We start from the raw sequence: 25,390 nt of genomic DNA, 5'->3' as shown, positions 1-25,390 counted from the left end.
AAATAATAAGTCAGGCTACTTCAATATTTACGGCTTCAACCCTTATGATTTCAGGTATTGCCTTTTTTATCGCTTCTTCCACACCGGCCTTTAGCGTCATGGTAGACATTGGACAAGAACTACACGCCCCTGTTAGTTCCAGCTGAAGCACCATATCTTCGGAAAGGTCTACGATCTTCACATTTCCACCATCTGCTTCTAAATAGGGCCTGATCGTATCCAGCGCCTTTTCGATTTGATCTTTGTATTGATCCAACATTGTCTTTAAACTTTAACCTGTACTACTTCTGTTTTACTTGCAGCAGCATTTCTGATGGCTACTTGTCTTGCTACACCTTCTGCAAAGTTGCCGAAAGCTTCTGCCATTACTCCGTCCTTCAACACTGCCGGATAACCACTGTCTCCACTTTCTCTAATGCCTTGAACCAAAGGAATTTCCCCTAGATAGGTAACGTCATATTTTTCAGAAAGTTTGCGTCCGCCTCCTTGTCCAAATATATAGTACTTATTGTCAGGCAATTCGGCAGGTGTAAAGTAAGCCATATTTTCTACAACTCCCAATATAGGTACATTGATCTGGGCTTGCTTAAACATTGTCAATGCCTTGGTAGCATCTGCCAAGGCCACTTTCTGTGGTGTGGTAACAATCACAGCACCGGTAACGGGTAAGGTTTGAACCATGGTAAGGTGAATATCTGAAGTTCCCGGAGGCAGATCAATTAGCAGGTAATCCAATTCTCCCCATTCCACATCCCCAATAAACTGCTTCAAAGCAGAACTGGCCATCGGACCTCTCCATACAACTGCATTTTCAGCAGGAGTCAAAAAACCTATGGACATCAATTTTACACCATACTGCTCTATGGGAATAATAATGTTTTTGCCATTCACTTGTTTGATGGCAGGTTGCTCCCCTTCTACATTAAACATTGTAGGTACTGAGGGACCAAATATATCTGCATCTATCAAACCTACTTTGGCTCCTGATTTGGCCAAGGCAACAGCTAGATTGGAGGAACAAGTACTTTTCCCTACCCCGCCTTTACCTGAGGCGATGGCGATGATATTTTTAACATTTGGCAATAAGGGGGCATCATTTCTGACTGTGGTTACATTAGAAGTCATCAATATATCTGCCTCCACATCCTCGCCGAGCGCCTTTTTTAATGCCTCTTCACAGTTCATCCTGATCAACTCCTTTAAGGGACAAGCAGGGGTGGTAAGCACCACCTTAAAAGAAATCTTTTGTTCACTAATAATTTCCAAATCCTGAATCATACCGAGGGTCACCAAATCTTTTTTTAGATCAGGGTCCTCCACTGTAGATAGGGCCTGTAAAACTTTTTCCTTAGAAATATTCATTCCTGATTTTTGATTTTTATGCAATTTATAGCTAATCCTCCGTTAATAAAATATTTTCATGTTTTATGGCGGGATTTGCCCTTGCTAAACTTACTTTACTTTTAAAATATCTTGCCTTTATTGGTTAGCTTTTCAGAGAAATTTTCCACCAACAAAAATACCTCCATGATAAAGTTTATTTTGTCTTGAAGATAGCGAGCTTTTGTATCAAGCCCAAGGTTGACGTTTCAGCAAGTGCCTGTATTGTGGTAATTTTAAGATATTTTAACCCTATATAGCGAGATTCTCCTACCTCCTCAACTATTAAAAGGCCAAAATAGTTTCTAATTTTGGAAGAGCGCTGTCCAAAGAATTCTCGTTCATAAAGCTTATCTTTACACTTCGATAAAAAACTATGGCCATATCTAATCAAACAACGGACAAGGTAAGAGAGCGGGTAGACATTGAAGAAGTGGTCAATGACTATGTCACCCTGAAAAGAAAAGGGCAAAACCTCTGGGCTTGTTGTCCTTTTCACGAAGAGAAATCCCCTTCTTTTTCCGTTTCCCCTGCCAAACAAATTTACAAATGCTTTGGATGTGGTAAAGCCGGAGACCCCATTCAGTTTATCATGGACATTGAAGGGGTGGGTTTTCCGGAAGCGATCAAGCATCTGGCCACAAAGTATGGCATTGAAATAGAGGAAGACAAGAACATTGACCCGGCAGATATTCAAGCATATAATGAAAAAGAGAGCCTTTACATTGCGCTCAATTTTGCTAAAGATTTTTTTCATGAAAACCTTCAATCCGGAGAGGGAAAATCCATTGGTCTAAGTTATTTAAAAGAACGTGGGTTTGATAGCGCCACCATTGAGAAATTTGAACTAGGCTATTCATTGGATGGCTGGGACCATTTATTGAATAAAGCCAAAACCTCAGGCTTTGAGGAGACCAATCTCCTAAAGGCAGGGCTGATCCTCGAACGTGAGAACAAGCCCGGCAATTATTATGACAGGTTTAGAGGGCGAGTGATGTTTCCTATTCATAACCTGAGCGGAAAAGCCATTGCTTTTGGAGCGAGGATAATGACTCAGGACAAAAAGCAACCCAAATACATCAACTCCCCTGAAACAGCCATTTACCATAAGAGTGATGTGCTCTATGGAATCTATCAGGCCAAACAAGCCATTCGCCAAAAGGAAAACTGCTACCTCGTAGAAGGCTATACAGATGTTATCTCCATGCATTTGGCTGGTGTGGAAAATGTGGTTGCTTCTTCCGGAACCTCTCTTACTGAGAATCAAATAAAGTTAATCAAACGATTTTCTGATCAGGTCACGGTATTGTATGATGGAGATGATGCTGGTATCAATGCTTCTTTGAGGGGTATTGACATGTTATTGGAAGGAGGGCTAAACGTCAAGGCCGTGGTCTTTCCCCCCAATGAAGACCCGGATAGTTTTTCCCGAAAAGCCGGAAAAGAAGGTTTCCAAAAGTTTCTTGAAGCCGAAGAAAAGGATTTTATTCATTTTAAAATTGACCTGTTCACCAAGGGAGCGGCAGATGATCCCATAAAAAAGGCAGAAGCCATTCGGCAGGTGGTTTTAAGTATTTCCAAGGTTCCGGATCCGATTATACGTTCCGTATACGCAAAGGAATCGGCCAGGCTACTGGGTATGGAGGAGGACATCTTACTCACCGAACTCAATCGCCAATTACTAAAAAACCAACAAAAGAAAAGCCCTTCAAAATTCCAGAAAGCACCTGAGTCCAGCCCTATTGAGCAGCTACTTCCCGGTTCACCGGAGGAAGAAACAAAGAAAACAGGACCAAGAACCATAAAGGAAGAGCGGGAACTAGTAAGGATTCTCATCAATTATGGTTTCGAGATGGTTTCTGAGGAAATGCATGTTTGTGAATACCTGCTGGAGGAAATCAAAGACTTGAACTTTGGCACACCCATTTACCAAGAATTGCTCAACCATTATAAAAATGCTTTGAGGGAAGGCACCATTCCCAAGTTCGATTATTTCTTAAAAATTCAAAATCCCAAATTAAAGACAGAAGTCATCGACATGGTAGCTCCTACCAGAGAAATTTCTCAAAATTGGGAGTCAAAGCACCAAATTTTTTCTAGAAGGGAAGCTGATGATCTTCCCGAAACCACCTATAAAGCCTCATTGAAGCTTAAGAGTGCCTATTTAAAGAGGATGCGTGATGAACTTGAAGAAAAAATTAAATTGGCAAAAGAGGAAGAATTAGAGGAATTATTAACCATGCATATGGAGCTTACGCAGTTAAAATCCAAAATAGATCGTGAGCTGGGCAATGTCATCCCTTCCAGAAATTAAACTAATATTTTGTAAAAAGGGTTAGTAAATAAATAATCGTAATTTTGTGATTACATATCAAAGACCATATAGAATAAAATGAAAGATACTGTTTATCTTGATCCAATAGAAGACGCGATAGCGGCAATAAAAAACGGTGAAATCATAATTGTAGTAGATGATGATGATCGCGAAAATGAAGGAGATTTTATTTGTGCAGCAGAAAAAGTAACTCCTGAAATCATCAATTTTATGGCCACCCATGGCCGTGGATTAATCTGTGCTCCCCTAATAGAAGACCGATGTGAAGAACTAGGTCTAGAATTAATGGTTGGCACCAATACAGCAGCGTTTGAAACCCCTTTTACTGTATCTGTAGACCTGGTTGGGCATGGCTGCACCACTGGCATCTCTGCAAGTGATCGCTCAAAGACTATAAAAGCATTGATTGACCCCGATATTAATCCCGATGAATTGGGCAAACCCGGGCATATATTCCCATTAAAAGCAAAAAGAGGCGGAGTTTTGAGAAGATCCGGGCATACAGAAGCCGCCATTGATTTAGCTCGATTAGCCGGCTTACAACCTGCAGGAGTACTTGTAGAAATCATGAACGAAGATGGCACCATGGCACGTCTTTCTGATTTGGTACATGTCGCCAAAAAGTTTGATCTAAAACTGATATCCATAAAAGATTTAATTGCCTATCGCCTGAAGAACGATAGTTTGATTAAGCGAGAAATAGGGGTGGAAATGCCTACCGAATTCGGTAATTTTAAATTAATTGCTTACAAACAAACCAATACCAATGAAACTCATATGGCCTTAATCAAAGGCGAGTGGGAAGAGGGAGACACGGTAATGGTAAGGGTTCATTCCTCTTGTATTACAGGAGATATTTTTGGGTCTTGCAGGTGTGATTGTGGACCACAATTGCATGAAGCCATGAAGATGGTAGAAGAAAATGGCAAAGGTTTGGTACTGTACATGAATCAAGAAGGTAGAGGCATCGGTTTGATCAATAAGCTGAAAGCCTATAAATTGCAAGAGGAAGGAATGGATACCGTTCAAGCCAATTTAGCCCTTGGTTTCCCTATGGACAAGCGGGATTATGGTGTAGGTGCTCAAATTCTGAGGGATTTAGGCGTAAGCAAAATCCAACTGATCACCAACAACCCAACCAAAAGGGTAGGCTTGTCCGGGTATGGTTTGGAGATTGTGGATACTGTTCCTTTAGAGATTAGTTCCAATCCACACAATGAAAAGTACCTTATGACCAAGCGAGATAAAATGGGCCATCAAATCATGAAAAAATAAATCTTGGAGATATTATTTCACAGGTCATTCAACACAAAATGATTTTTTTTCGTTATTAGTGTAGAATCAAATTAAGAATCTGTCATGAAAAAATCCATAAATTTAATCTTGTGCTTGTTCCTTATCACCGGTATTTCCATGGCGCAGGAATTCCCATCGCAAGTTTGGCACCCGGGAAAAGTCTTCCTAACCTCCGGGCAAATGTCTGAAGGAAAGGTAAAATATGATTTGGATGCAAATGTGGTGTTGGTGCAAACCAATACCGTAGAAACCTATAGCTCTGCCTCTATCACCTATTTCGAAATTTTTGACGAAGTATATGGTGGAATTAGGACCTTCTATAGCCTTCCCTATGCGTTAAACTCAGATTATAAGACCCCGATTTTCTTTGAGGTGCTCACTGAGGGAGAAGACATCACCCTGCTTTGTAGAGAGTTTATCACTACAGACAACCGAGGCTATAACTCATATGCCATGAGAGGAATGTACATGAACCCCATGTGGGGAATGCCAATGATGGGCAGAGGTTTTAGCAGACTGGATTTCAACTTTTATTTCCTTCAAGATCAGAAAATATATAAATACAATCAAAAGAAAAGTGTCTTACTCAAAGAGATTATGGACGACAAATCCTCGGAAATGAAGTTGTACATGAGGAAACACAAGCTTCATCATGACAAAAGAGGGGATCTTTTGAGAATCACAGCCTATTACAATCAATTAAAAAGTAATTCTTAATGTCAAAACCTTTAATTTTAGTTTCCAATGATGATGGCATAACATCCAAAGGAATTCGCGTGTTGGTAGAAGTGATGAAGGAATTGGGGGAAGTCATTGTGGTGGCCCCCGACAGCCCTCAATCGGGCATGGGACATGCCATTACCATTGGTAATACTTTAAGGCTATCAGAAGAAACGATTTTCCCTGAGGTTGTTGCCTATAAATCGAGTGGAACACCTGTAGATTGTGTAAAACTTGCAAAGCACTATGTTTTGAAAGACAAACAGCCTGATTTGGTGGTCAGTGGGATCAATCATGGAAGCAATACCTCCATTAGTGTGCTTTATTCCGGCACCATGTCTGCAGCCATAGAGGGTGCCATTGAAGGTATTCCTTCCATCGGTTTTAGTTTGTGCGATTACAGTTCTAATGCAGATTTCTCACATGTTAAGGAATATGTAGCGCAGATTGCCCGCCAAGTCTTAGAAAATGGAATTCCTAAAGGAGTAGCTTTGAATGTAAACTTTCCACCCAAAAGGAATGAACCCTTAAAAGGCATTAAAATTTGTCGGCAGGCAAGGGCCAAGTGGCAGGAAGACTTTGAAGAAAGATACGATCCCAATGGCCGGAAATACTTCTGGATGGCAGGGAATTTCGTCAATTTTGACAAAGGTGAAGACAATGATGAGTGGGCCATCGCCAACAATTATGTCTCCGTGGTGCCTTGTCAATTTGATATGACGGCACACCATGCTATTTCTCAAATCAACAATGACTGGAACTGGGAAGATTTGAAAGCGAATTTATAGTGCCTACTGCTGATCCATCAGCATAGACACAGCTCCAATATATAAAGTGCCGGTTTTTAAATCGGCACTTTTATTTTGAAGGTTAAGTACTACAATTATATACCTTAAACCCGAATATGCAATACAACTTCTATTACGAAATTAAATCATTTCCCCTGAAGAAAAATCAGTACAGGCTATTACGAATCCAATGGCATACTTCTATTTAACTCATTTAATTATAAGGATAATTTAACCTTTTTATACGATTTGAATATTAAAGCTAATGTTTGTCGAATACTCTTCCTGTTCAATTTTAGATTGATCCAAAAACGAACCAAAAAGATCAAGGCTGTATGTAAATCTTTTAACGCCATTAAGCATCCATTTTACTAATTTCCATAAGGCCGGAATAAAAAAGAATTTGATTTTGAATTAGGTTATCAACCTAGCAACATTCTGGTCCAAGTTACGCTCCGTTAAACTTGGACCTAAAATGCCGAAAGTTTTCTACTATCTTTGAATAGTATTCAATTTCAATTCAGGCAGAAATAGTTGGATAGTTTTTAAGTTCTGCTCTAAAAAAAAATCGTTATTCCGAAGATTAGGGAAGACTATCAGTGGATCCTTTGACAAGTTCAAGGACCACATCACCTTTAGCAAGCGGATGGGGCAATATTAGGAAAGGCTACTACCCATAGGTGCTTTTTTATTTCCACTTGCAGGATTACCTTTTATTTATTTTAGCCTGTTCTTCAATCAATTGTTTGAGTTCTGCAGTCGGGACATCTTGGTCGAACTTGATTTGAATGGTTTTCTTACCTGTTTTGTAGCCTTTTTCCTCCAGTGTTTTACGTATTTCTTCAGTTAAAGAATCTATACCAAAACTTACGTGCTTCTTAGCCAAAGAGAAGCCGGCAAGAATGCCATGGTACTTATATATAGGTACATTCCAACTGATGCCACTTTCAGCATTCGGTTCAGTAGCTTCAATTAGTTTTTTAAGCTTAACCATAATTTCCTGAGATGCCTGCGGTGACAAATCAATAAACTCATCTACTGTTTTTGGTTTTGGATTTTCCATATTTATTGTTTCTCCAACTTTCTATTTGCTGGTCTAAAATACCAAGATACTACTGTAAGCACTAGCAATAAGGCAGGACCAAAAAATGTTACCAACTCATCTCCAACCGATAAATGAGAAATTATGGCACCCGTCATCACAAATAAAAAGCCTGCATAGGCCCATTCTTTCAACAAAGGGTATTTAGGAATTAAAATGGCTACTACACCTAAAATTTTCCAAGTACCTAGTATAGGCAGTAAATAAGTTGGATAGCCTAAGGCATTAATGCTCTGAGCTTCTTCTTCCATTCTTATCAGTTGTACAATCCCAGTTGAAAGCATTCCTAAGGCAAGCCAAATGGTGGCAACCCAATAAATGATCTTATTTCTTTTTTTCATAACATGCTCTTTAAAATTTTCTCCAGTTTATTGTGAGCCATGTTTAAACCATAAGCAAACGGCAACTTCAACTGCTCTGCGCGGTGTTTCTCGGATTTATAAATAATCTGTATGGTCAGTTTACTCCTTTCGTTTGTGATTCCCTCAAAATTTAGAAACTCAAGCTGTACACCAATGGGCATATTTTCCATTTCGAAAGTGCGTACGATTTCTTGATTCGGTACAACTTTGTGAATGGTTCCATTGGCTTTAAGCATTACATTTCCACCATGAGACGTTTCGAACTGGTAACTTCCGTGGTTAACATTTTCAAACTTAATCACTTTGGTGCCCATCCATTGTGCAATAAACTCGGGTTCAGTGTATGCTTTATAAAGCAGTTCAACTGGAAGGTTAAATTCTCTGGTAATGGTAAGTTCTTGCTTGCCTTTAGGGGCGGCAACCTGAGTTTTATGTTCCATAAAGTATTAGGTTATTTATTGGTGCTTTTTGCTCACTTTCTTGCTCATTTTATTTTTTGCGTTCGTGAATCTTCGATTTCATTACAGCCTCAAGCTTATTAAATCGATCGTCCCACATTTTTCTGAATGGTTCGATAAAATCTGCTATTTCCTTCATCCCCTCAGGATTTAGCTGGTAGTAAATTTCCCTTCCCTTTTGCTCTTGTTCCAGTATTTCACATTCCGTAAGAATTTGAATGTGTTTGGAAATGGTTTGTCTTGAGTAATCAAAATTCTCCGCAATGGCAGTTGGGGTCATTGCACTCGCTGCGACCAAAGTGATGATTGTTCTTCGTGTTGGATCGGCTATGGCCTGAAATACGTCTCTTCTTAGTTTCATTGCGCAACTATTTGACTGCAATATATATGCAGTTATTTGATTGCACAAATGATTTTATTAATTTATTTAGATATAGCCATGATGCTAGATCCATCTATTCAAAAGTTTTTCTTATTTTTTTCGTTTGTAATGAAGCTGTGTTAATCCGGTATCAAATGTCTTTACACTTATAAATTCCAATAGCTGCTCAGGTCTTCCTTCTTTAAATAACCTAGTGCCATTCCCTACTAAAATGGGCACAATCGAAATAATGAGTTCATCGATTAGGTCATTTTTCAGAAGCTCGTTAACAATTTCAGCACCACCATCACAATAAATATCTTTCCCTTTTTTACTTTTGAGTTTGGCTATCAGTTCCACCAAATTCCCTGAAAAGAATTTGACGCTACCATTATCTGGACTTGGAGTTCTTGTAATAACATAGACATCACTTGTGCCATTATCGTAATGCGATGTACCGATTTCCTTTACCACATAATCATAGGTTTTGCGACCGATAATAATGGTATCTATTGTTTCGGTAAATGCTGTATACCCATAATCTTCCCCCTCCTTCTCAACTAGTTTAAGGAAACTGAGGTCATCATTAGGTTGGGCTATAAACCCGTCCAGACTGGTAGCAATAAATAATTTTAATTTTCTATTCATTTAATTCAAGGTGTTTTATCATCCAATGCAATCGCTTGTAACATATAATATTCAAGAATTTCATCTTTATAATCTTTAAGATTACTCAGTCTTAAGTTCAATGTTTTTTTCCCAGCTCCCTCCAACAACTTGTATTTGTCCTCAAACTGTTTTCCATCGGTAAAAGAAAAAGTAATTCCTTTTTGCGTTGGACTTACGGTTAAGATAATTCTATTGTATCTATACACCGGAACGCCATAATATTTCTCAGTTCCTCCACGCATTTCTTCTTTTAGAAAGGAGAATTTTGACTGAATCAAATCTCTAAATTTCGTGAAAATAGGGCGATAGTCTTCCTTAATTTTATTGGCTATGAATTGATCAATGGTTCTCATTGGGTCTTTATTTATAGGTTCTCCATTATTCCCTATTTTTGATATACTTTTTATAAGACTTGTTCTATTTTCTCAATTTAAACTGCGATTCAATGTACTGATCTAAGTTTTCGAGTCCTGCTGTAAACCCCTCTTTAAAGCCCATTTCTATGATGGTTTCTAAATCTTCCAATTGGTCAAATTGAATATTAATTTGCACCACCGCAGTATCGCCTTTTGCTACAAACTCATTGTGCCAGTGAACTCTTGGTTTGGTATTGTTAATCATTGCATTCTCATCACAAAATGCATCCAAACCCGAAAAGCTCGTCAAAGGCACTATTTTTTCAAAATCAAATAAACACCAATGTTGTTCCCCTTTTGGACCGGCCATATAGTAATGCCATTGGCCTCCTTCGGTAAAGTCCATGGATTTGGTTACCGCTTTATAAGGTTTGGGAGCCCACCATTGTTCTAAAATTTCGGGGGTTGTCCAGGCTTTCCAAACCAATTCCTTGGGTGCCTTGAATGATCGCTCTACGTTTATTTGATTCTTGTCTTTGTCAACCGTAAAGTTGAATAAAATGGCTTTGTTCATGATTATTTGTTTTGAAGTTTATTTAATACGTTGTCCAAATTTTCGAAACGACTTTCCCAGATTTTTCTGAATTGATCTAGCCAAACATCTATTTCTTTCATTTTATCAATTTTTAATTGATACTGAATTTCTCTCCCTTGTTGATTTGCTTCGACAAGCTCACATTCATTTAATATCTGAATGTGCTTAGAAATGGTTGGTCTGGCCACTTCAAAGTTGGAAGCAATGGCTCCTGCAGTCATTGATTGGGAGGCAAGCAACACCAATATGGCCCTTCTGGTGGGATCGGAAATGGCCTGAAAAATATCTCTACGTAGTTTCATTATGAAGTCATTTGACTACAAATATAAATGAAGTTATTTGGCTACACAATGCATTCACTAAAAAAATTTCTTTTATGGTTATTTTAGAATTGATGAACCCTGTTGATATATGGGTAGAAATCAGACTATTGCCAGACTTATTGGTAATTTCACAAGCCAAACTGGCGTAAATGGTGGTCTGTGTGTTTGTAAACCAAAATCCCAATTTGTTCTTTGGTCATTTTCCCAAAGAAATCGTGAATGAATTTCGGGTTGTTGTAGGTTTCGTAGGCTTTGATCAAATCAATCCATTTGGCTTTTTCAGCTTCCAAATTACCAGCTAAAGCTTTTGGCTTAAACTGGTCAGATGTAGGGATGTTTTTATCAAATGGCTTTTCGTCCTTAATCATTTTTTTCAAGGCGATTTTACCAAAAATCTTCCCTAAAAATGCTTGCTTGTAACTGTGGTCACCTGTTCCTAATACCCAACCATTCCAATAGGTGTTGTGCATAAGCATTTGGAAGACATTCATTTTTCCCCATTTCGCTTTATGGCTATCATTAATTTGTTCAATCCTATGGATCAGCAATAGTCTTATTTCTTGATCGAAAATTGTTTTCATCCCATTAAATTTCTATACAATATGCGTTCATTGTTTTTATTTGTGCACCTTTGTTTCCTTTAAAGACAGAAAAAGCATAACCTCTTCCCTTCTCCATTTTTATTCGTCCGTTTGCTGCCCCTTCATTACCATTTGATAATATTTGTTCGATCACGAGCTAGCCACTTTTTCAGGTCTCAGTTTTTCTAATGCTACGGTATACTGACTTTTGTCATGATCTCTTATTGTTATTATAAAGCAAATTGAATTTATGTCCATCAGGGTCGGTGAAAACACATACAAAGAATCCATTTTCATCATAATATGGTTTTCGGTCTTTGTTCGAGTCAAATAAGATGGAACCCCCTGCAGTTTCTATTTCCGTAATCCAGCTGTCAAATGCGTTTTTGCTTTCTACCGATAAAGAAAACATCACTTCGTTACCCAAATTCAAGTCTGCAGTTTTCCCTTCGAGACTTTCTTCTAGTTTATCTTTTTTAAAAAAATGAATGACAAAGCCATCATTTCCAAACAGAAAGCTTACTAAGTCTTCTGATGGAATTCCATTTAATTGAAAGCCTAAAGACTGATAAAATGATTGGGTTCGTTCAATGTCTTCTACGCTAAGATTTGCCCAAATATTTTGTGGTTTCATGTTCTTATTAGTTTTAATCTATTCCAAATTTAGTTGCCAAGAAACTCCAAATCTATCTGTTACAAAAGCAAATTGTTTGCTGAAGCCGTAGTTATCTAAAGGCATTCTGACTTCTCCACTTTCTGAGATCGCTTTAAATAGATGGTTAATTTCTTCCTCTGATTCACATTCTACCCAATTGGATATTGCTGGGGTAAAATCCCATTCATGTTGAATAAAACTGTCGGTACACATAAACTTCTTCCCATTAAGCTCAAAAAGAGCGCTTAAAACCGTTCCTTCTTTCCCGTGCCCATCTTTATCGTAACGTTGAATAGCTATCACTTTGGAATCATCGAACAAATCCACGTAAAAGTTCATGGCTTCTTCAGCATTGTTTTTTTGAAATGTTAGAAATGTGGTGATCTGTTCTTTCATGATTTTACATTTAGACGTTTGTTTGGCTTTCGCAATACCCCTTTAATCGATACAAAAACATGGCCCAATTGTAGTTGCACCAACCGTAATATTCGGTGCGTTCCTCCCAGTCATAATGTTTTAATCTTATGGTTGTGGCATTGTCTTTTTCAGTCAGCTCAAAAGATACTTTGGTTCCAAGCCATTGTTCATCTGAAGCAGTACATTCCCAAATAATTTTGCTATGCTCTTTAAGTTCAAGAATTTTAAACTTTGTGATATAGCCTTCATCAAAATCAAACTCGTTAACAAAACCAACTTCTGGTTTTACTTTTAACCTTCTAGTCCAAATTTCCCCTAAGCCTTGTTCAGTGGTAAGCGTTTGGTACACCTTATCTTTGGGTGATTTGATGTAGTTGATATGTTCTATACTTTCCATTATAAAAGTTTAGTTATCATTCCATAGATTGGAACCTATTCTACTTCTCGTTTTAGCTGAATCAATTTCTCAATGGATTGTATTTCATTACTCGAATTATAAGCATCAAACCACAATTGTCCTTCCGGGTCAACCGATAAATCCCCTAAATAGAATTTCACCATTGTGCTATTCTGGTTTTCACTAAGGTGATATTCATAGGTAACTGCATCTATAGGCACCTCGATTTTCCAACTGATGTCTTGCATCCCAATCACCAATTTTTGGTTGGGGATAAAGGTGATGACTTCCCCGGTCAGATACACCACACCTTTATCGTCTGTCCATTCAATTTTACTACCAAGCCAAAGTCATTTTCATCTATGGCTTTTCCCGGAACAAACATCCATTGGCTGAAAAATATTGGTTTGGTAATAATTCCCCATACCTCAGCAGGACTGGCATTTAATATTTGTTCTTTGATTATGATTAGCTTGTTGCTCATTATTCAAGTATTTCAACCCTAGAAAAGTACCCTTTTATTTCAACGAATGAAAACCAATAGAATTTCCTTCAGTATCTAGCACTATGAATACAAAGCCATGTTCACCGATAGACATTTTTGACTGAATGATTTTACCTCCATTATCTTCCACACGTGATTCAGGTTCTTTGCAATCCTCACAACCAAAATACACAATACTACCATTGGCAGAAGGTTCAATCCCTTCCATTTTCACTATTGCGCCACCGGATCCATAATTTTCCATATTATCCGGAAAAAGTTTCATCTCCATACTACCTCCAGAAGGATCTTTCATATCGTTTAATTTGATTTGCAAGACCTCTTCGTAAAACGATGTTGCTCTATCTAAATCGGTTACATAAATTTCGAACCATACTACAGGATTATGCTTTTTCATGTTTTCTGTTTTTAGCGTGAAAAAACAAAGTTGTAAAATGTTATTCACTTAAAACTTGTCCTATGACAAGTTTTAAGATTGCTGCTTAATTTCTTTTCTTATTCTGCTTAATGAAGTATCCGTAATCCCTAAATAGGTTGCAATATATTTGAGAGGAACATCTTTAATAATCTGAGGCTTTTTATTCATCAAGTTTAAATATCTTTCTGAGGCACTTTGCGTATGCATGTTTACTGCACGGCTCTTTGCCTCAAAAAGTTGGTTTGTCATCCAAGTTCTACCCCATTCGGTAAACCCTCCTATAGTGCTGTACAGCTCTTGAAAAGCATTAAAATCAATTTCCCAAACGACACCATCCGTAAGGGCTTGAATGGTTTCTTTCGCCGGAATGCGCAGGAATAAGGAGGCAACATCAATCAAAATATCATGGGAGTCAAAAAATTCAGTCGTTATTTCATTGCCGTTATAATCAATGAGGTATGACCTAAACAAGCCTTTTTCAATGAGGTAATAGGCATTGCTCATGCTACCTTCTTTTAGAATCTTTTCGTGCTTTTTGAAGGTGATTGTTCTATGCACTCCAACGATAGTTTGCATCTCTTCTCTGCTAATGGAGGGATGATTATATGTTTTCTCAAAAAAGCTTTCCTTAACCATTCTTCATTTTGTAAAAAAAATTCGCGAAAACCAAGAATAGTAAGCACAATAAATGCAGGTTATCACTTTTCCGGCTTCGCATTAGCCTCTGTATCAATTCATAGCCACTCTGGCCCAAGTTTAGCAAAGCATAACTTGGACCTAAAATGCTGAGAGTTTTTAACTTTCTTAAAAAAAACCTAAGTTCAACTCAGGTAGCTTTAGTCGCATGGTTTATCCTTGGATAGCCTGTTGCCCTTCCTCCATCTGGTTTTAATTGGTGTTTTCAGTATTATTAGCTACCTGCCCGTATTCATATACTTTATCATGAATCTTAGGTGGTGCAGAACTTATGATTTGATTGTTTTTTATTTCAGCTCCTCTGGGAATTGCCGGATCATCACTGTGTATTTCTTGCAACCAGGGAAACCGTTCGCTCCAGGGGGCTTGATTGATGGGAACTGCATTCAACCGAGGCCATAAGGATAATTCACGGTCGACCAGGTGGTGTTTAAACCAATCATCATATCCTCTTGCATCGTACACAATGGATGCAAGCGGGCAATTTTTAATTGTATTGTTACTAATTTGATTATGGCGGCCACCACCAATTAATATCCCGGAAGGACTGTCCTCAATGTGATTATTGACCACACTAATTCCTGAGGCCATATCATCTAAATAAATGGCCCAGTTGTGATGGTGACTTGCCTGCCCCAGTTCACTGATGGTATTTTCCCGAATCACGGTTCCGCCCATGGTCCAGTCTCTACCGCAATAAATGGCCCCGGCGTCGGAAGTATTTAAACATACTTTTCTGATTTCATTTTCAGCAATCAAATGATCATTTCCGGAGAAAAGAATTGCATTATGAGGAGCATAACTAATATGGTTTCCTTTCACAATATGCCCTACTCCAGTCAATTTAACCGCAGGGGCATAAGTTTTTACATGCCTTGAAAAATAACTAATGGAACAATTTTCTACAAAATGAGATGCCTTTGTCAAAGTATTTTTATCTCCACCTGAAAGCAAAATACCGGCGTCTCCTAAATATTTAAGCGTACTATTGCTTACCCCACAGTTATATCCCTCAGTAATCGTTACAGCAGACCTGCCTAATCCATACATCTCACACTGATCAATGGTTACCCATTTGGAATTGGTAATATTGACAGCCAGATTATTATGGTATTTAAAATTTATATTTTCAATTTTTATTTGATTGCAATCTTGGATCTCCAAAAGGGTAAAATCTTGGTAGGCAATTTGAATGGACTCGACTTCTTCATTTGAAAAAGAATGAATAAAACGAATGGTTCCTGTCTTGGGATTGTAATAATATTCATTTTCTGAATCTACATATTCCGGTTGATTGATAGCGTAAAAGAGTCCACCGGAAGGAGCTCCCATTCCATAATTGTGTGGCGCTGCAAGTTGGATCTCACCGGATAGGGGGTTGATGGAATCCACCCGAATAATTTCATCCGCCCACTTATAAGTCCAGTACCCATTTAGAAACAAGGGCAAATCTTTGTTATAATTTTGTGTGAGTTGAGCGGATAAAAATTTCGCAGGCAATTGCTTTGTTTCCTTATCTTTTGGCTTCTTACCTGCCCTAATAATTGAATCTGCTTGTATAAAGCCTTCATTGGGATAACGAGATATGGACATTGGGTTGCCGGCAATATAGATTTCCGGCCATCCTGCATAGCCCTTAAATGAATCCGGCCAAGGGGGCATTATTAATTTTGGGTCGGTATACTCGTACAACCCGATGGTTTTATCCAGGCAGGTTAAGTCTTCGATTGGCAGGTCCATGCTGGAGGTGATGGTTACCCCATTGGGCGATTCGGCTTTGATCACAAGGTTATTTACACCCGATAGACGTAAGGGTTGGTCTATGACGTACATTCCATCGGGAATCACCAATACCGAATCCTTATTTTTTATGGACATATCAATCATGCTTTGCAAACTTTGCTGCTGATTGCATGAAAAAAGGAAGCATCCCAGAATGATAATTAGCGTTAGTTGAAAGAATTGAGTTCTCATTATTGGGATCATTTAATAAAGGATTTTACCATTTTTTACTTGATTGTGATAGAAAAGGCCACATCTGCTACCAATTTTTTCATACATCAAGCGCTAAAAAACAAATGAGGGAAAACCATTCCCCCTAGTAACACTAATTCTCAACACATTAAACCGGTCCCTGAGCCTCTAAAGGGGCGAAGGGCCAGCCTTTAGAATGCTAAGTTATTGTGGATAATGTTTTTTATCCAAAATTTAATTCATATGTCTGTTGAATCAGTTCAGTTCCAGATTCTAATACTATTTTGACTGTAAAAATCGAAGAATCAGGAATGTTGTCGTATTCCATCATATTTAACCGGAATCCTTGATTCTGATAACTTCTGTTTTCAAATAATTCTTTGATAGTTCTTTGTTTTCCATTTAAATCATAAATGGAAAAGTTAGCTGTAACATCGGTTATTTCTTGTGATTGGCTGTCAGTTACTTCAATTTCTATATATTCAATAGGGTCAACGTTGATATATTCATTGGGGGCGCAACTACAAGCGTAAGCTGAAGCAAATCCAAAAGAACTAAAATCAAATTTTGATTTCAAATAGGCGATTTGGTTTAATTCAGACTCAATGGAAACCAATAACCCAAATGAGTTTTTATTAACAGTATTAGACCCCTCTGTGTTTTGAAAATCAGATGTAAAAAAAGCATTTAATTCAAATCCTTTATAGGTTCTCTCATAAGTTTTTGCACGGTCACAATCGCAAAAAAATGAGACGCAAGAGGTCGCAAGAAATTGAAAAATGTAAATTAGAAATAGGGATAGAAGTCTTTTATTCATAGTTCGTTCACATTTTACAGCAGCGGAGCCCCTGATAGCCTACTTTTTAAATACCTATAAAGATAATAAAATAATAAGAAGCAGAAAGTCAACACCCTCTTAATCAAACAGTAGCCTGTTAAATCTAGGGCTAACTACAGACTTTTTACTCATACGGTTTACCGACAGCCTTCTTTATAGAGATTTGGTAAGGCTATATCATTGTTCTTACTTTTTCAAACTTTCCTGCCATTACTCTATATCAAAATGGCTTTATAGAATGCCTTAGATACCTAATAATAAGGTTTTTTGAGACCTCAAAAACCAACGATCCAATCCCCATCCCAGAAAGCTACCTGAGCTTGAGCCCTAATCCTGACCGAACAGGACTGCAATGGCAGAAGCCTTAATCGCATCCTTGTAGCTTTAATGTTGGCAGTAGTTATTTGAGTTCATTCGCATATTTGAAAATGGCGGGCAATCCACCTGTATGCCAAAACAGTACATTAGAATTAGATGGTATTTTTTTCTCTTTTAAATAATCAAGCATACCATAGAATGCTCTTCCAGTATAAACAGGATCTAATAATATACCTTCATTTCTTGCCAATTCATTAATGGAATTAATTTCATTTTTAGTCACTACACCATAGCCACCCTTATCGTAATCTCTATTTAAGTAAATATCCGAAAGTTGAATTTTTTTGTTGACATTCATCTTTTGTAAACCCTCTTTTACAATGTTAAAAACAACTTCTTCGAGAGAAAGCCCATTAGTTTCCTCTTTATCTATGCTAATTGGAATTAATTCCGAATTTAAGTTATAGATTTCTTTTCCGAGAGTTAATCCTGCTTGCATCCCTCCTGAACTAGAAGCAAAAAAAATATAATCGATTTTTAATTTTTGTTGAATCAATTGCTCTTTTAATTCCTTAACTGCATTAACGAATCCCATAGCGCCAGTGACATTTGAACCTCCATAGGGAATTACAAAACATTTGTTCCCTTTATTCTCAAGCTTGTTTTTTAATGCTTCTATATCTTCCCCTTTTCTATTCTCACCTGTAAAATGTATCTCTGCGCCTAAGATTGACGAAAGCAATAAGTTTCCATCATATACTTCAGGTTTTTCACCTCCTAAAAGTAAATAGCAATTTAATCCAGCTATAGAACAAGCGGCGGCGGTTTGTCTACAATGATTTGATTGCTGTGCTCCTGCTGTAATAATTGTATCACAACCTTCTTCAAGCGCTTGTTTGATTAAATATTCCAGTTTTCTAGTTTTATTTCCACCAGAAGCTAGTCCAGTATTGTCATCTCTTTTAATAAAAATATTATAATCAGGATATTTTTTTGATAATTTTCTTAATTCTTGTAATGGAGTAGGAAAAAAGCCTAAATTAAATTTATTGTCAATCATTTTTTGATTTTGTTAATTACTGCCTAGAGTAGCGCCTGATAGCCTACTTTATTAATACCAATAAAGATAATAAGAAGCAAAGGATCAGCAACCCTTTATCAAACCGTAGCCTGTTAATTTCAGGACTGACCCCGAAAAAACGAGACAGGGAATGAAGTATTCCCATATATGGCCTCCCAATAGCCTTCCTTATTTGCTTTTCACATGAATCTACCCAGCATTTGAACAGTCCATCTTTAACCAAGCCAGCCCTATGACTCCGGTAGACCATTACCCTACTCACTGCTGTTAATCCATGCAACGTTCCACTTACAAAAACTCAAAAATCATTGAAGCAAGGACTTAAAAGCACTACTAGACAATCAATTCGCCTACTTTTTAATAATTTGCTCCCTGAATTACCCAACAAAACCTATCCAACCCCATAGCAAAAGGCTACCAGATGCTTAGAACTAATTCTGATCGCTCAGGACTACAATGATGCGAAAGCCTTTATCGCATCATTGTAGGTTAATTATTATGTGCAATTAATTATTTTACTCTTTTAAACCACAAATTTTGAACGCGTCCAGCTGAAACCCTAAAGCCAGCTATTTATTGTTTTGTGCCTAAGGTTGACAAGCCAAGAATTGTGAATCCGGACTTGTCAGACTATAGCTTAAAAATTCACCCCCAGGTATATGTTTGGTTCTATAGCAAAGTAGTTTGCCCATTTATCATCTAACTCCTTAAATCCATCAGGTGCATTGTTATCAAACATCCAGTGGTTGAAGTGAATTTGAGGTTCTATAAAAAATCGTTTTTTCTTACCAAATGAGATATGGTAACCCAAATGGTATGAATTATAAATTTTAAACCCATTTCCAACTTTGTTACCGTCTAGATCCTTATAGGTTTGAAATTGCGGTAAAACTTCAACAGTTGCAAATAGCCCTTTCCATAGCATTCGTTGGTAGGTTATTCCTATTCCTCTTTCTCGCACATGTCCTGGATAGAATTCACTTTCTGTCTCTAACTTGTCCATAAGACCATCCCAATATTGGATTCCCATCGGCTGAAACAATCGCCAGGTGGCAAACTTCAGTCCTATGATGTTCTTATTATCCAAGTTGCGTTTAATATGAAACTCTATCATTTGAGTACTTTTTCGAGCGTCCCATGGACCCGATATAGCCTCTTCAGGAATGAAATAAGGGAGACTGAATCTGTACTTATGGGCTACTTCAGTTTTCTTACCCGCTGGAGAGTAAGTTTGAGCATAAGCACTTAGCGTGCAAGTAAATAATAGAATTGTAAATAAATTTTTCATGATATTAATATTTTTATTTTGAAAATTCCGATTTTTACAAAGCACCTCCCGCTGTTGTTCGTTTATTTGGTAAAGAGGAAGGAAGCACCATCTCATGATTTTTTACTCTGCTTTATCGAATTGATAAGGCAAAGATGGTATGGAAAGGAAGGTAAATCGTCCTGAAATGAAATTGCGGACTTAATAGTGATATTTGGAACCTTTTAAATAGGCTTAAATTTGGTTAGCGCTCAACCAAGCTTTTGGTGTCATCCCTTCGATTTTTTTAAAGAAGGAATTGAATACCGTTTTAGAATTAAAGCCGCTTTCGTAAGCTAGTGCTAGAAGCGTAAGGTGGCTATTCGCAGGGTTTAGGGCATTCTCTTTAAAGTTCTCTACACGAAAACTATTGATGTATTCATTGAAGTTTTGACCCATTCGTTCATTCAGCAACCAAGAAAGCTTGTTACCGCTAATATTCACGTTTTCGGCCAGCTCACGTAAAGATAAAGAAGGGTTTTGAAACCACTTATCTTCTTCCATTCCTTTGCCAACCATTTCTAAAGCCAGGTCTATTTCTGAATCTGACATTAAGGCTTTAGTAGAGGTGATTTGTATTTGTATTTCGGGATTAGGTGGCAATAGTTCTACACGGAAAACAGCTTGTACTAAATCCTGAAATCGCTGATACTGGTGCAAAGGTTTAAGCAGCGGAATATTCATGAAGTTTATAATTTGACCTCTGCGCATTTTGATGTTTTCTTCCAAAAAGTCCAATGCCATTTCGTGTTCCCCCAAATGGACCATCAAAAACAACGGCCAGGCAAAAAGCGCCTCCCCAATCTCCTTTTTTATCATGAAGCTAGCCCTGCTCATATCAACATCGATCTTTTCTTCTGCATTGACCAATTTGTACAATACCCGGCATTCTTCCGACCTCTCTGCCAAAGGGGTTTTATCTAAAAATTTAGTTAGTTTTCCGTAATCTTTTGTTAGAATTAAGCAGATTTGTTTTAATGCGATAGAATGTGTGAAATCAGGATTGATGCTTAAGGAGATCTCTAAACATTCCAAAGCTTCGGTATAGTCCTCGTTTAAATAATGAATATTTGCTTTGGTAAAATAATGATTCGTAGCAAAAGGATTGATTTTTAAAATATTATCAGTATGCCAGAGTGCTTTTTCGAAATACCCTACTGCTGTATACAATTCGCATAATCCTTCTTCTGCTTCCGTATAGGATGGATTCAGTGCTATTGCTTGTTGAAAAACCTTTTGCCCGTTGATGAAATCCCAATGACCCCAAAAAAGTAGTGTTGCTTTACCAAAACAACCTCTGAAGGATTGTTTGTCCAGATTAAAACCTTTGCTAAGGTTCTCTTCTGATAACCGTAATAATTCTTTATTATTTGTCCATGATCCATACATGGCGTAACTATAGGCCAAGCCAAAGTAAGGTAAAGCAAATGAAGGGTCTATGGTTACACATTGTTCATAGATAGCTATTGAATTTACCATTCCTTGTCCATCCCACATTAAATGCTGATGACGACCTTTAAGGTAAAGGTCATAGGCCTCCATATCTTTAGTTGGTGCTTCAATTAAATGTTCCTGAATGTTGAGGTGACCAAAATTTTCCCTGATCTGGTCAGCAATGTGTAAGCTTATTTCATCTTGTACTGCGAATATGTCCTCCAAATCCCGATCGAAATTTTTTGACCAGAAGTGAGTGCCATTATCAGTACTGATCAACTGCGCTGTAATACGAACCCTGTTTTTGGCTTTCCGGACGCTCCCCTCCAATACTGTACTCACCCCTAACTGATCACCAATAGTTCTTACATCCATATTTTTATTCTTAAATGCAAAAGAGGATGTGCGGGCAATGACTTTCAAGCCCTTTACGGTGGTTAGGGCGTTGATTATTTCTTCGGTAATGCCATCGCTGAAGTATTCGTTTTCAGGGTCGGCACTCATATTCACAAAAGGTAGAACCGCAATGGACTTGTCGGATGATGGTATGGTTAGAAGATTGCTCAATTTCTACTGTACTTTGTGAGGGTTACTATGCACTGACATTAAATTTTTATGATATTTCTTTTAATTGGCTACACCAACAGGGTACCTATATTTGAAGAAGACAATATAAGGGCTATTAAAGCATATTAAATAACTGGACACTTAATGTTGAACGAATCCTGCCAAGACAGGAAGCCGGCAGTTTTTGCCATTTCTTCCTACTTTAGACTTATGTGTTAATTTTCAACCTTTTAAACTATGAAAAAAAAAGCAATCTATCATTGAGAAAGCCCGTAAAAATGTGCTTAATTATGCTCTACAGCTAAAAAAGCTCTTTCAATCGATGACCAAATGAAGCAGTGGTAAAACCAGTTTCACCGGCTGGGTGTAGAATCCTCTACACCCTTTTATTCCTAACTTACTTTGAAGTCGAAATCTTTTATATGCCATTTGCAATGGCTTCTGAAGCCCCCCTTTATGTAAACAAATGGACAAATTTTTGAATACTGTACTGAAATTGGAGACCCTATCCTGTTCCACAATACGCTCGGGCAGCATTCATTTGAAATTCATCCAACGATAGACTATTTTTAGTTATGGGAGAGGCTTATCAAATAAGAGATCAGGAAATCGAGCCTGCCTGAGGCAGAAAGGCATGACGAAATCGTCAGGGCAAAAAATGATTATCGTAGCGAGATTCCACCCCGATAAACCTGGGCAAGTTCTGACCTTTGGAAAACAAATATAAACAGATGAAATTATGCAGGATTAGAAGGTTTGATAACCGTGGATCATTGGTAATTCCGTCCATTTCCAATTGCAAATTGGAAAGGATAGAAGGGTGTTTTGCAAACCTACACCCAGCTCACGAAGGCATAAACTACACCTAGGGGGGGCCAGCTTGTAGGTATTCCCGCAGCTTCCTCTACGCAAATTCCTCCCTACCAATGTCGTGTTTTTAAAACTGAATTAGGTTCAGGTCATAGGATAAATTAATTTCCGCCTTGTATATTTTTGGCGTTAAGAAATTTAAGTTGAGATTGGCAAGGGCACAGGCACTGTTTGACGAAGTTTTTGGTTTAGTAAACATTAAATAAACAAGGCCAAAATTAAAACCAAAAACTAAGGAGTTTGCCTGTGTGCGGGAGGCCTTAAATTTTAGCCGAAAAGATACTCAGCGGCGGGCTTTTTCCCGATGTCTCTGGACAGGTTGGTTACTTTTTGGGCCTGTAGCAAAAAAGTGACAAATGCAATAGTAAATATTTTGGCATAGATGGATATAGGAAATTGAGATGCTAGGTTTATTATTACAGTTTTGACAAAGGTAAAGGCATATTTAATATTTATCCGTTCATTTCTTTTCCCCTGACTTGCTACGCATCAGGACAGGCATTGATGAAAAGAAACGAACCAAAGAAAAATCTAGCCAAAACTAAACTTCCCCCCACAAGGCCCAACGCCGCCTCGTAGTTTTGGCCCGGCCACCGCGCCCATTTATTAGCGATGGCGATATAAAAGGAAAGTGATCAGAAAAGTATTTCCATTACTGACTTAATTAACTGAAACCAATAGGGTTTTCAATTGCAGGAATTCTCAATCCAAATAAATATTACTTTATCTATTTGGTGGATTAATTTCCGCCTTGTAGATTTTCGGCGTTAAGAAATTTAAGCGGGGTTGGCAAGGGCACAGGCACTGTTTGACGAAGTTTTTGGACCATGTAACTGACATAAAACAATGCAAACCGAAATACCAAAAACAAGGAGTTTGCCTGTATGCGGGTGGCCTTAAATTTTAGCCGAAAAGATACTCAGCGGCGGGCTTTTTCCCGATGTCTCTGGACAGGTTGGTTACTTTTTGGGCCTGCAGCAAAAAAGTAACAAATGCAATAGTAAATATTTTGGCATAGATATAGGAAATTGAGATGCTGGGCTTATTATTAAAATTTTGGCAAAGGTAAAAGCATATTTAATATTTATCCGTTCATTTCTTTTCCCCTGACTTGCTACGCATCAGGACAGGCATTGATGAAAAGAAACGAACCAAAGAAAAATCTAGCCAAAAGAAATCTCCTAAAACAAGGCCCAATGCCGCCTCGTAGTTTTGGCCCGGCCACCGCGCCCATTTATTAGCGATGGCGATATAAAAGGAAAGTGATCAGAAAAGTATTTCCATTACTGACTTAATTAACTGAAACCAATAGGGTTTTCAATTGCAGGAATTCTCAATCCAAATAAATATTACTTTATCTATTTGGTAGATTAATTTCCGCCTTGTAGATTTTCGGCGTTAAGAAATTTAAGCGGGGTTGGCAAGGGCACAGGCACTGTTTGACGAAGTTTTTGGACCATGTAACTGACATAAAACAATGCAAACTGAAATACCAAAAACAAGGAGTTTGCCTGTGTGCGGGTGGCCTTAAATTTTAGCCGAAAAGATACTCAGCGGCGGGCTTTTTCCCGATGTCTCTGGACAGGTTGGTTACTTTTTGGGCCTGCAGCAAAAAAGTAACAAATGCAATAGTAAATATTTTGGCATAGATATAGGAAATTGAGATGCTGGGCTTATTATTAAAATTTTGGCAAAGGTAAAAGCATATTTAATATTTATCCGTTCATTTCTTTTCCCCTGACTTGCTACGCATTAGGACAAGCATTGATGAAAAGAAACGAATCAAAGAAAAATCTAACCAAAAGAAATCTCCTAAAACAAGGCCCAACTCCGCCTCGTAGTTTTAGCCCGGCCACCGCGCCCATTTATTAGCGATGGCGATATAAAAGGAAAGTGATCAGAAAAGTATTTCCATTACTGACCTAATTAACTGAAACCAATAGGGTTTTCAATTGCAGGAATTCTCAATCCAAATAAATATTACTTTATCTATTTGGTAGATTAATTTCCGCCTTGTATATTTTTGGCGTTAAGAAATTTAAGCGAGGTTGGCAAGGGCACAGGCACTGTTTGACGAAGTTTTTGGACCATGTAACTGACATACAATGCAAACTGAAATACCAAAAACAAGGAGTTTGCCTGTGTGCGGGTGGCCTTAAATTTTAGCCGAAAAGATACTCAGCGGCGGGCTTTTTCCCGATGTCTCTGGACAGGTTGGTTACTTTTTGGGCCTGCAGCAAAAAAGTAACAAATGCAATAGTAAATATTTTGGCATAGATATGGGAAATTGAGATGCTGGGCTTATTATTAAAATTTTGGCAAAGGTAAAAGCATATTTAATATTTATCCGTTCATTTCTTTTCCCCTGACTTGCTACGCATCAGGACAGGCCCTGAATAAGACAGGGTAAACATTGATGAAAAGAAACGAACCAAAGAAAAATCTAGCCAAAAGAAATCTCCTAAAACAAGGCCCAATGCCGCCTCGTAGTTTTGGCCCGGCCACCGCGCCCCAATATTAATAATTCCGTTAAAAATTACTATCTCGTCACTACCTATTTGCGGGTCTAAGTTGGGGAAGGATTAGGG

The 25,390-nt window shown here is 38.0% G+C and carries 28 protein-coding genes; 4 read left to right on the top strand and 24 right to left on the bottom strand.

The window, feature by feature from the left end:
• Positions 1–10 precede the first annotated feature (10 nt).
• Together Q4534_RS08065 and Q4534_RS08060 are read right to left on the bottom strand one after the other, a co-directional pair.
• Positions 11–259, bottom strand: a complete 249-nt coding sequence (locus Q4534_RS08065; protein WP_014021472.1) for a NifU family protein — start codon at positions 257–259, stop codon at positions 11–13.
• A gap of 5 nt (positions 260–264) precedes the next feature.
• Positions 265–1,362 (bottom strand): Mrp/NBP35 family ATP-binding protein, encoded by a 1,098-nt coding sequence (locus Q4534_RS08060; RefSeq protein WP_303612656.1) that lies wholly within the window; start codon positions 1,360–1,362, stop codon positions 265–267.
• Between the two features lie 394 nt (positions 1,363–1,756).
• Between Q4534_RS08060 and dnaG the strand changes: the two genes are divergently transcribed.
• From dnaG to surE, 4 genes are all read left to right on the top strand, one after another.
• Positions 1,757–3,694, top strand: a complete 1,938-nt coding sequence (dnaG, locus tag Q4534_RS08055) for a DNA primase (protein WP_303612655.1) — start codon at positions 1,757–1,759, stop codon at positions 3,692–3,694.
• A gap of 78 nt (positions 3,695–3,772) precedes the next feature.
• The gene (locus Q4534_RS08050) at positions 3,773–4,990 is read left to right on the top strand and encodes a bifunctional 3,4-dihydroxy-2-butanone-4-phosphate synthase/GTP cyclohydrolase II (RefSeq protein ID WP_014021469.1); all 1,218 of its coding nucleotides are present in this window, start codon (positions 3,773–3,775) and stop codon (positions 4,988–4,990) included.
• An 84-nt stretch (positions 4,991–5,074) separates the two neighbouring features.
• Positions 5,075–5,728, top strand: coding sequence for a hypothetical protein (locus tag Q4534_RS08045; protein WP_303612654.1), 654 nt, complete (start codon positions 5,075–5,077; stop codon positions 5,726–5,728).
• On the top strand, positions 5,728–6,519 hold the full coding sequence (surE, locus tag Q4534_RS08040) for a 5'/3'-nucleotidase SurE (protein WP_303612653.1): 792 nt from the start codon (positions 5,728–5,730) through the stop codon (positions 6,517–6,519). The genes Q4534_RS08045 and surE overlap by 1 nt, the downstream gene beginning before the upstream one ends.
• A gap of 706 nt (positions 6,520–7,225) precedes the next feature.
• On the opposite strand, the gene Q4534_RS08035 is transcribed toward surE, so the two are convergent.
• The 22 genes from Q4534_RS08035 to Q4534_RS07930 form a co-directional block, all read right to left on the bottom strand.
• The gene (locus tag Q4534_RS08035; protein ID WP_303612652.1) at positions 7,226–7,582 is read right to left on the bottom strand and encodes an iron chaperone; all 357 of its coding nucleotides are present in this window, start codon (positions 7,580–7,582) and stop codon (positions 7,226–7,228) included.
• Between the two features lie 2 nt (positions 7,583–7,584).
• Entirely contained in the window at positions 7,585–7,962 is a 378-nt protein-coding gene (locus Q4534_RS08030; protein ID WP_303612651.1) for a DoxX family protein, read from the bottom strand.
• A complete protein-coding gene (locus Q4534_RS08025; RefSeq protein ID WP_303612650.1) occupies positions 7,959–8,423 on the bottom strand; it encodes an SRPBCC domain-containing protein in 465 nt (154 codons plus the stop codon). Before Q4534_RS08025 ends, Q4534_RS08030 begins: the two co-directional genes overlap by 4 nt.
• Positions 8,424–8,472: 49 nt before the next feature.
• Positions 8,473–8,802, bottom strand: a complete 330-nt coding sequence (locus Q4534_RS08020) for a helix-turn-helix transcriptional regulator (RefSeq protein WP_303612649.1) — start codon at positions 8,800–8,802, stop codon at positions 8,473–8,475.
• Positions 8,803–8,913: 111 nt separating this feature from the next.
• Entirely contained in the window at positions 8,914–9,450 is a 537-nt protein-coding gene (locus tag Q4534_RS08015; RefSeq protein WP_303612648.1) for a dihydrofolate reductase family protein, read from the bottom strand.
• A 5-nt stretch (positions 9,451–9,455) separates the two neighbouring features.
• A complete protein-coding gene (locus Q4534_RS08010; protein ID WP_303612647.1) occupies positions 9,456–9,824 on the bottom strand; it encodes a DUF1801 domain-containing protein in 369 nt (122 codons plus the stop codon).
• 64 nt (positions 9,825–9,888) lie between these two features.
• Positions 9,889–10,401 (bottom strand): SRPBCC domain-containing protein, encoded by a 513-nt coding sequence (locus Q4534_RS08005; RefSeq protein ID WP_303612646.1) that lies wholly within the window; start codon positions 10,399–10,401, stop codon positions 9,889–9,891.
• A gap of 2 nt (positions 10,402–10,403) precedes the next feature.
• Entirely contained in the window at positions 10,404–10,724 is a 321-nt protein-coding gene (locus Q4534_RS08000) for a metalloregulator ArsR/SmtB family transcription factor (RefSeq protein WP_303612645.1), read from the bottom strand.
• Positions 10,725–10,873: 149 nt separating this feature from the next.
• Positions 10,874–11,326, bottom strand: a complete 453-nt coding sequence (locus tag Q4534_RS07995) for a DUF1569 domain-containing protein (protein ID WP_303612644.1) — start codon at positions 11,324–11,326, stop codon at positions 10,874–10,876.
• A gap of 4 nt (positions 11,327–11,330) precedes the next feature.
• Complete coding sequence (locus tag Q4534_RS07990) at positions 11,331–11,480, bottom strand: hypothetical protein (protein WP_303612643.1); 150 nt, start codon at positions 11,478–11,480, stop codon at positions 11,331–11,333.
• Between the two features lie 57 nt (positions 11,481–11,537).
• Positions 11,538–11,960, bottom strand: coding sequence for a VOC family protein (locus tag Q4534_RS07985; protein WP_303612642.1), 423 nt, complete (start codon positions 11,958–11,960; stop codon positions 11,538–11,540).
• An 18-nt stretch (positions 11,961–11,978) separates the two neighbouring features.
• Positions 11,979–12,377, bottom strand: a complete 399-nt coding sequence (locus tag Q4534_RS07980; RefSeq protein WP_303612641.1) for a VOC family protein — start codon at positions 12,375–12,377, stop codon at positions 11,979–11,981.
• Positions 12,378–12,387: 10 nt separating this feature from the next.
• Positions 12,388–12,795, bottom strand: a complete 408-nt coding sequence (locus tag Q4534_RS07975; protein WP_303612640.1) for an SRPBCC domain-containing protein — start codon at positions 12,793–12,795, stop codon at positions 12,388–12,390.
• A 35-nt stretch (positions 12,796–12,830) separates the two neighbouring features.
• On the bottom strand, positions 12,831–13,103 hold the full coding sequence (locus tag Q4534_RS07970) for a hypothetical protein (RefSeq protein WP_303612639.1): 273 nt from the start codon (positions 13,101–13,103) through the stop codon (positions 12,831–12,833).
• A complete protein-coding gene (locus Q4534_RS07965) occupies positions 13,091–13,279 on the bottom strand; it encodes a hypothetical protein (RefSeq protein WP_303612638.1) in 189 nt (62 codons plus the stop codon). The genes Q4534_RS07970 and Q4534_RS07965 overlap by 13 nt, the downstream gene beginning before the upstream one ends.
• A gap of 34 nt (positions 13,280–13,313) precedes the next feature.
• Positions 13,314–13,697: a VOC family protein gene (locus tag Q4534_RS07960; protein WP_303612637.1), complete on the bottom strand. Its 384-nt coding sequence runs from the start codon at positions 13,695–13,697 to the stop codon at positions 13,314–13,316.
• Positions 13,698–13,769: 72 nt separating this feature from the next.
• A complete protein-coding gene (locus tag Q4534_RS07955) occupies positions 13,770–14,354 on the bottom strand; it encodes a Crp/Fnr family transcriptional regulator (RefSeq protein WP_303612636.1) in 585 nt (194 codons plus the stop codon).
• A gap of 252 nt (positions 14,355–14,606) precedes the next feature.
• Positions 14,607–16,292, bottom strand: coding sequence for a right-handed parallel beta-helix repeat-containing protein (locus Q4534_RS07950; protein ID WP_303612635.1), 1,686 nt, complete (start codon positions 16,290–16,292; stop codon positions 14,607–14,609).
• Positions 16,293–16,611: 319 nt separating this feature from the next.
• The gene (locus Q4534_RS07945) at positions 16,612–17,205 is read right to left on the bottom strand and encodes a hypothetical protein (protein ID WP_303612634.1); all 594 of its coding nucleotides are present in this window, start codon (positions 17,203–17,205) and stop codon (positions 16,612–16,614) included.
• A gap of 421 nt (positions 17,206–17,626) precedes the next feature.
• Complete coding sequence (locus Q4534_RS07940) at positions 17,627–18,604, bottom strand: D-cysteine desulfhydrase family protein (protein ID WP_303612633.1); 978 nt, start codon at positions 18,602–18,604, stop codon at positions 17,627–17,629.
• 658 nt (positions 18,605–19,262) lie between these two features.
• Positions 19,263–19,913 (bottom strand): hypothetical protein, encoded by a 651-nt coding sequence (locus tag Q4534_RS07935; RefSeq protein WP_303612632.1) that lies wholly within the window; start codon positions 19,911–19,913, stop codon positions 19,263–19,265.
• A gap of 213 nt (positions 19,914–20,126) precedes the next feature.
• On the bottom strand, positions 20,127–21,932 hold the full coding sequence (locus Q4534_RS07930) for a helix-turn-helix domain-containing protein (RefSeq protein WP_303612631.1): 1,806 nt from the start codon (positions 21,930–21,932) through the stop codon (positions 20,127–20,129).
• Positions 21,933–25,390: the final 3,458 nt, after the last annotated feature.

It is taken from the genome of Cyclobacterium sp. 1_MG-2023, from assembly GCF_030546805.1.
GTDB lineage: Bacteria > Bacteroidota > Bacteroidia > Cytophagales > Cyclobacteriaceae > Cyclobacterium.
The sequence above is the reverse complement of the archived record's forward strand: the minus strand, read 5'-3'. Positions and strand labels throughout refer to the sequence as shown.

Coding starts and splice junctions, on each gene's coding strand:
- Q4534_RS07960 (WP_303612637.1), bottom strand. CDS start 13,697: ATGAAAAAGCATAATCCTGTAGTATGGTTCGAAATTTATGTAACCGAT.
- surE (WP_303612653.1), top strand. CDS start 5,728: ATGTCAAAACCTTTAATTTTAGTTTCCAATGATGATGGCATAACATCC.
- Q4534_RS08010 (WP_303612647.1), bottom strand. CDS start 9,824: ATGAGAACCATTGATCAATTCATAGCCAATAAAATTAAGGAAGACTAT.
- Q4534_RS08015 (WP_303612648.1), bottom strand. CDS start 9,450: ATGAATAGAAAATTAAAATTATTTATTGCTACCAGTCTGGACGGGTTT.
- Q4534_RS08005 (WP_303612646.1), bottom strand. CDS start 10,401: ATGAACAAAGCCATTTTATTCAACTTTACGGTTGACAAAGACAAGAAT.
- Q4534_RS07935 (WP_303612632.1), bottom strand. CDS start 19,913: ATGAAAAATTTATTTACAATTCTATTATTTACTTGCACGCTAAGTGCT.
- Q4534_RS07980 (WP_303612641.1), bottom strand. CDS start 12,377: ATGAAAGAACAGATCACCACATTTCTAACATTTCAAAAAAACAATGCT.
- dnaG (WP_303612655.1), top strand. CDS start 1,757: ATGGCCATATCTAATCAAACAACGGACAAGGTAAGAGAGCGGGTAGAC.
- Q4534_RS07995 (WP_303612644.1), bottom strand. CDS start 11,326: ATGAAAACAATTTTCGATCAAGAAATAAGACTATTGCTGATCCATAGG.
- Q4534_RS08065 (WP_014021472.1), bottom strand. CDS start 259: ATGTTGGATCAATACAAAGATCAAATCGAAAAGGCGCTGGATACGATC.
- Q4534_RS08045 (WP_303612654.1), top strand. CDS start 5,075: ATGAAAAAATCCATAAATTTAATCTTGTGCTTGTTCCTTATCACCGGT.
- Q4534_RS08060 (WP_303612656.1), bottom strand. CDS start 1,362: ATGAATATTTCTAAGGAAAAAGTTTTACAGGCCCTATCTACAGTGGAG.
- Q4534_RS08025 (WP_303612650.1), bottom strand. CDS start 8,423: ATGGAACATAAAACTCAGGTTGCCGCCCCTAAAGGCAAGCAAGAACTT.
- Q4534_RS08050 (WP_014021469.1), top strand. CDS start 3,773: ATGAAAGATACTGTTTATCTTGATCCAATAGAAGACGCGATAGCGGCA.
- Q4534_RS07950 (WP_303612635.1), bottom strand. CDS start 16,292: ATGTCCATAAAAAATAAGGATTCGGTATTGGTGATTCCCGATGGAATG.
- Q4534_RS08020 (WP_303612649.1), bottom strand. CDS start 8,802: ATGAAACTAAGAAGAGACGTATTTCAGGCCATAGCCGATCCAACACGA.
- Q4534_RS08035 (WP_303612652.1), bottom strand. CDS start 7,582: ATGGAAAATCCAAAACCAAAAACAGTAGATGAGTTTATTGATTTGTCA.
- Q4534_RS07955 (WP_303612636.1), bottom strand. CDS start 14,354: ATGGTTAAGGAAAGCTTTTTTGAGAAAACATATAATCATCCCTCCATT.
- Q4534_RS08030 (WP_303612651.1), bottom strand. CDS start 7,962: ATGAAAAAAAGAAATAAGATCATTTATTGGGTTGCCACCATTTGGCTT.
- Q4534_RS07940 (WP_303612633.1), bottom strand. CDS start 18,604: ATGATTGACAATAAATTTAATTTAGGCTTTTTTCCTACTCCATTACAA.
- Q4534_RS07965 (WP_303612638.1), bottom strand. CDS start 13,279: ATGAGCAACAAGCTAATCATAATCAAAGAACAAATATTAAATGCCAGT.
- Q4534_RS07985 (WP_303612642.1), bottom strand. CDS start 11,960: ATGAAACCACAAAATATTTGGGCAAATCTTAGCGTAGAAGACATTGAA.
- Q4534_RS07975 (WP_303612640.1), bottom strand. CDS start 12,795: ATGGAAAGTATAGAACATATCAACTACATCAAATCACCCAAAGATAAG.
- Q4534_RS08000 (WP_303612645.1), bottom strand. CDS start 10,724: ATGAAACTACGTAGAGATATTTTTCAGGCCATTTCCGATCCCACCAGA.
- Q4534_RS07945 (WP_303612634.1), bottom strand. CDS start 17,205: ATGAATAAAAGACTTCTATCCCTATTTCTAATTTACATTTTTCAATTT.